Here is a 3,573-nt window from a genome sequence, read left to right on the forward strand (position 1 = left end):
AGCAAAAGCATGAAGCTCTTGCTGCGCGGGATAACAGTTTGATAAATCAACCTGTTTCCTAAATTATTAAAGAAAAACTTGTTTTTCAACACAGTACCTAAGCGTAGTGCGGTAGTAAGGAAACTTTTGGTTTCCGTCTGCGCACGAAGCTAAAGCTTATTGTTTAGTTTTATTTTTCTTATCCAAAGCTAAATCCTAAAGATTTAGCGACTTTATAAATATACACAGACCATTCGATTTAACCCTAAAGTCCGCATTACGTTTAGGTTGTGTTGTAGCAAGTATTTCTTTTGCGCAAATTTGAGAATTTAAGAGTTAAAAAGGATTATTTATTTGAATCCAATTTATCCACAATTTGAAATACTAGCGCAATATGTAATATTAAAAGACCAGCCGAAATCGGGTTAATTCCGAAGCTTCCAAATCCAACTTTGAAAGTTGAATAGTAAAAGTCCAGAAGCCCGAAAATCCCAACCAGAAGAGTTAGTCCATAAACAACATAGTAAGTCATTCTATTTTTAAAGTAGAAAAAGATTGAAATCACCACGCATCCAATTCCGATGTAATGTTTTAAGCTTAGAGCATAATTGGAGGTAGAAATTACTACTAATGAAACTAGAATGAGTATTATGGAAATTCCTAATGGTATAAAATCGAAATCTAGTTTTTTCATATTTGCTACAACGGTCTCGGCTAAGCGTAGTGCGGGGCAAGGAAACTTTTCGTTTCCGTCTGCCGACGTAGCTAAAGCTTATTGTTTTGCTTTTTCTTTTTTGTTCCAAAGCTAAATCCATAAGATTTTGCGACTTTATAAATATACACAGACCTTTCGATTTAGCCCAAAATTCCGCATTACGTTTAGGCATTGTTGTAACACGTTTTTTATTCAGTAAACATCTTTTCTATTAAATTCCGTTTATCTTCTGTTTCCATAAATTCAACGTTTAGAACTGTTTTGGTAATTGTATCAGTTTCAACAATTAAGTAAGAAGAATACAATGGGTCTATATCAAATCCATAACTTTCTTTAATCGTAAAAAGTACTTTTCTGTTGAAGTCAGATTTCATTGGATAATATTCAACTCCAAGTAAATTAACAACCGAATCCATTTTGATTCCAATTAGTAATTTTGAGTCAATCAAATCCTCCGTCATATTCGTTCTAACATTATTGTGTCCAATTTTATCAGATTTCCACTCTTTAGAATCAAATTCAAGTCTATTATTCTTGCAACTAACAAGTAAAAGAAGAGTAGATATGAAGAATAAATATCTCAATTTGGATTTTTTTTAAATGTGTAACAACGGCTCGGCTAAGCGTAGTGCGGAGGCAAGGAAACTTTTCGTTTCCGTCTGCGCACTAAGCTAAAGCTTTTGGTTTAGTTTTAATTTTTCTTGTCCAAAGCTAAATCCATAAGATTTAGCGACTTTATAAATATACACAGACCTTTCGGTTTTGCCCTTAAGTCCGCATTACGTTTAGGTTTTGTTAGCATTTGTTTTTTTACGTAATGCTTGTTTTAGAAGTTGAATACTCGTAATTCCTGCAAATATGCCAATAAGCATCCGACCGTTGAATAACAATGCAGCCGTAATTAATAAACTTATAACTCCTATTATAAATGTGGTTATAGAACTTACTTTTTTGCTCATTGCTTATTTTTTATTGAAGGGTTGTCCAATTTACTTTTCCCAACGTTATTATTAGTCCTTTTTTTTAGGATTTCGTTTATGGCGAATCCAATTACCCAAAATATAAATCCAATGAATTTTAGAAATTGATAATCCGACAGAACTTCAGATATTTCTCCATCAGTAAGGCGGGAGCCTATTCTTGCGAGCACTCCAATTCCGAAAAATACGTATCCAATATTTTTAAAGATTTTTCCAATTTTCATAGAAGAGTATAATTTTACTTCTTATTGGTATACAAAAGAATCTATTCGTTACAGTTTTCGAGATAAAATAAGGTGCTTAAATAAATGCTAACGCTTGAGCTAAGCGTAGTGCGGAAGTAAGGAAACTTTTCGTTTCCGTCTGCGCACGAAGCTAAAGCTTATTGTTTAGTTTTATTTTTTCTTGTCCAAAGCTAAATCCATAAGATTTAGCGACTTCATAAATATACACAGACCTTTCGGTTTTGCCTAAAGTCCGCATTACGTTTAGGTTTTGTTGTAATCAGTTATTCACTAGTAAGTTGTATTCATTAAACACCTTTTTTATGGAACTCAATTCTTCTCCTAAAACAATCATGTCTAATGGAACATCACCTGCGGTTTTATAGCGATTACATTCAAAACAAATCTCCAAAAAACCTGTTAGCCTTCCACTAGAATCATAAAAATTTAGTCCGTGACGTGGTATGTAACAGTCAGCTACAACAACAATAGTTTCTGAAGTTTCTGACAGTTTTTTATCTGGAATTCTTAGTACTTTTTTATAATCCGATTTTTTGAGTTTAACTTTTTGTCCAACATATTCGTTTCTTATGTTCACAATATCATTTTTAAATCCTTCTTCGTTTTTAATGATTATTGATTCATAATCGCAATTTTCAACTGTTTTACGTCCAATTCTTTCTGTTTCGTCTTCTGAAAATACTGGATAACCTCTTGTATAACATTTAGGAAGAATAGAAATTAACTCCAATTTAGTGTTTTCAATAAAATCATTTATTAGAGAATCATTTTCAGATATTATATTTTCCGAAGCTCTTTTTCTGTTATTCATTTTTTGAGTCGAGCAACCAAAAAAAACAATAAGAATGAATAAGGGAAAAATGTTTTTCATAATTGATTACAACGCTTGAGCTATGCTTAGTAAGGGCTTAACAAGAACTTACCATCGATATAGCACTAAGCGAAATTTTTATGTTTTGAATTAAATTTTAACAATGCAAAATCCTAAAGATTTTGCGACAATATAAATATACAATTACCATGAATAAATTACTAAAGCCCTTATTAAGTATAGGTTTTGTTGTAAAACGTTTTTTTACTCACAGGAGCAAGTTCCGTAAAACTTTAGAATCTCAAGAAAGTAATACACAGCGGCAATTAGAGTCCCAAGTGCTATTGCCCAAGTCAAAAAAACAATCTGACCTTGAAAACGAACTTGCTTCTCTTCAAGAGCGTTCTGCCGTTCGGTCATCTCGTTCCTTAAATTTTCTAATGTTTGGTTTTTACGGATTAGATTTTCGTAACCGCCATGATTCATAAAAACTAACCCCTCAAAAGATATTTTGTAAAAATAATTAATTTTTGGTGTTTTAAACAAAGGGTCGGTATATTCCTCTGACTCTTCATTTACATATCCATCTTTCACTAATTTTAGCAAAGCAGCATGTAGTAATGAATTTTCTATGTTTTTTAAAAAATCAGATTCTTTTTCTAGCTCGTTTTTTATATATGGAAATTGATTTTCATTTGTTTTTGATAAGAATATTAATAATTCATCTAATATTTTTATATGCTCCATTCTTGCTTTATAAATGTTTTACAACAAAGAACTGAGGTAAAAAACAAACAAATTCTTCTTTAATCTGAGACAATATTATTCTAGGCTCATAGATTC

General features: G+C 31.5%; 4 protein-coding genes. All 4 read right to left on the minus strand.

The features are described from left to right. Window positions 1–882 precede the first annotated feature (882 nt). A complete protein-coding gene (locus ACEN2N_RS18875) occupies window positions 883–1,110 on the minus strand; it encodes a hypothetical protein (protein WP_034657095.1) in 228 nt (75 codons plus the stop codon). Window positions 1,111–1,479: 369 nt separating this feature from the next. After that, window positions 1,480–1,653: a hypothetical protein gene (locus tag ACEN2N_RS18880; protein WP_441825780.1), complete on the minus strand. Its 174-nt coding sequence runs from the start codon at window positions 1,651–1,653 to the stop codon at window positions 1,480–1,482. Between the two features lie 525 nt (window positions 1,654–2,178). After that, the gene (locus ACEN2N_RS18885; protein ID WP_441825781.1) at window positions 2,179–2,730 is read right to left on the minus strand and encodes a hypothetical protein; all 552 of its coding nucleotides are present in this window, start codon (window positions 2,728–2,730) and stop codon (window positions 2,179–2,181) included. A 264-nt stretch (window positions 2,731–2,994) separates the two neighbouring features. Next, the gene (locus ACEN2N_RS18890; protein WP_441825782.1) at window positions 2,995–3,477 is read right to left on the minus strand and encodes a hypothetical protein; all 483 of its coding nucleotides are present in this window, start codon (window positions 3,475–3,477) and stop codon (window positions 2,995–2,997) included. Window positions 3,478–3,573 lie beyond the last annotated feature (96 nt).

The organism is Maribacter spongiicola (genome assembly GCF_052119685.1).
GTDB classification, from domain to species: domain Bacteria; phylum Bacteroidota; class Bacteroidia; order Flavobacteriales; family Flavobacteriaceae; genus Maribacter; species Maribacter spongiicola_A.

Coding starts and splice junctions, on each gene's coding strand:
- ACEN2N_RS18875 (WP_034657095.1), bottom strand. CDS start 1,110: ATGGATTCGGTTGTTAATTTACTTGGAGTTGAATATTATCCAATGAAA.
- ACEN2N_RS18880 (WP_441825780.1), bottom strand. CDS start 1,653: ATGAGCAAAAAAGTAAGTTCTATAACCACATTTATAATAGGAGTTATA.
- ACEN2N_RS18885 (WP_441825781.1), bottom strand. CDS start 2,730: ATGAATAACAGAAAAAGAGCTTCGGAAAATATAATATCTGAAAATGAT.
- ACEN2N_RS18890 (WP_441825782.1), bottom strand. CDS start 3,477: ATGGAGCATATAAAAATATTAGATGAATTATTAATATTCTTATCAAAA.